This is a genomic window from Moorena sp. SIO4E2 (assembly GCF_010671945.1).
GTDB classification, from domain to species: domain Bacteria; phylum Cyanobacteriota; class Cyanobacteriia; order Cyanobacteriales; family Coleofasciculaceae; genus Moorena; species Moorena producens.
In genome coordinates, this window is record NZ_JAAHIE010001117.1 from 1 (window position 1) to 1,688 (window position 1,688).

The following is a 1,688-nucleotide window of genomic DNA, read 5'->3' on the forward strand; positions in this document are numbered from 1 at the left end:
CACCGCCATCCTGATGAATAGTTATAACCTTTGGGATGTTATTCCGCGAGTTACCTGAGTCATAACCTACTCTACTACGAGTTGCTCCTACTCAGAACAAGCCGCACGCTGCAGAGGAGTCCACTCGGATATTTCGGCGTAGCCCATTGCATAGAGGGTATGCATGGTATTAGTTATTGCCTTGCGGTCGCCCTTCAAAATGTGCTGAACACGGATTTTTTTGTTGGAAGAATCGTCTGGATTGTTCTCTGAATTTGTTGGAAATTCTGATGGCATAAGGTGAACCTTTTGCTTTTGGTGTACATTTATAATCGTAATGATTATATTTTAAGTTGTCAAGGGTTTTTAGATTTTTGTTTGAGGGGTAATGTAAAGAAATGCGGTCGCAAGCTATCAGCTATCAGCTATCAGCTATCAGCTATCAGCTATCAGCTATCAGCTATCAGCTATCAGCTATCAGCTATCAGCTATCAGCTATCAGCTATCAGCTATCAGCTATCAGCTTTCAGCTATCAGCTTTCAGCTTTCAGCTATCAGCTTTCAGCTTTTGAATAAAAGAGATTTATAGCAATTATATATCCCATAAGGTACCTATTATCCCCCTAAATCCCCCGAGCGAGCAATCCCTCGCTCGGGGGACTTTGAGGTTGAGAAGCGTACCTCATAACTGCGATAAACGCTATATTTTAAGCTGACGGCTGACGGCTGACAGCTGTTCGCGTAGCGTGGGCGTAGCGCATATCCTTACATAATTTTTTTTCCCGACTCCCGATTCCCGACTCCCGATTCCCGACTCCCTTTTATTTAGGAAAAAGCTGAGCCACAGTACAACTAAAACCAGGTAGTATGGGAGAGGTTAGGGTATCTTGGCTGAACAGGGTTGCTACTAATTTGAGCTGACTGTTTTCCCGGCGATAGACTTGGAGATTGCGAGACCTCCAATCAGCAATCCAATATTCTTTGACGCCTCGGGAAGAGTAAAGTTTTAGTTTAGCTTCTCGGTCTCGCCTTTGGTCTTGTTGACTAGCAGATAAAACTTCGACAGCTAATTCTGGGGCACCAGTTAGATGTCCAGATTTGTCTAACGTTAATCTATAGGTTTCTTGAGTAACCCAAACGACATCAGGAATAACATTATCTGATTCGGAAAAAAGGACACCGGGACTAGGAATAGATTCTCCTAAACCACTTGCTTCAGACCAAGCATCTAGCTGTCGAAAAATTTTGCCACAGGTTTGCTGATGTTTAGTATGAGGCGCTCTAGTCACAAATAATTCTCCATCAATGATTTCGTAGCGTGTTCCTTCATTTTCTGGTAGCAATTCTAGGTCATGAATAGTCCAGCATACTCTCTCATTTACTGCCTGATTCATAATTATACTCCGTGGATGTAGCTCTATACTAATGGGTTCATATCACTTTTGCTGTTTGATCTGGTGGGTGGAATAGGCATCTTGGTGGAATGGGCATCTTGCCCGTTTCATTCCCAGGCGGGCTGTCCCAACCAGGCGCGAAGAGGCGGAACATGAGGGCGAGTCCTTGGGCGGTGCGTTACGGGGCGGATGCTGCTGGCGAAATATTGCTTAACAAAAAAATGAGTAAAAGCATTGACGATATGGTAAGAGTTGGGACCTAAAAGGAGAAAGAGAAATGCTTGATGTCAAGCCCATCGGTGCCAGTGTTCCAGA

Annotated in this window: 3 protein-coding genes; 1 reads left to right on the forward strand and 2 read right to left on the reverse strand. The window is 44.2% G+C overall.

Annotation, left to right across the window (positions count from 1 at the left end):
- Positions 1–87 precede the first annotated feature (87 nt).
- The gene (locus F6K37_RS41265) at positions 88–276 is read right to left on the reverse strand and encodes a hypothetical protein (RefSeq protein WP_009149490.1); all 189 of its coding nucleotides are present in this window, start codon (positions 274–276) and stop codon (positions 88–90) included.
- A 21-nt stretch (positions 277–297) separates the two neighbouring features.
- On the opposite strand from F6K37_RS41265, the gene F6K37_RS41270 reads away from it, so the two are divergent.
- Entirely contained in the window at positions 298–555 is a 258-nt protein-coding gene (locus F6K37_RS41270; protein WP_287257067.1) for a hypothetical protein, read from the forward strand.
- 245 nt (positions 556–800) lie between these two features.
- On the opposite strand, the gene F6K37_RS41275 is transcribed toward F6K37_RS41270, so the two are convergent.
- A complete protein-coding gene (locus F6K37_RS41275; protein ID WP_287257068.1) occupies positions 801–1,373 on the reverse strand; it encodes a Uma2 family endonuclease in 573 nt (190 codons plus the stop codon).
- Positions 1,374–1,688: the final 315 nt, after the last annotated feature.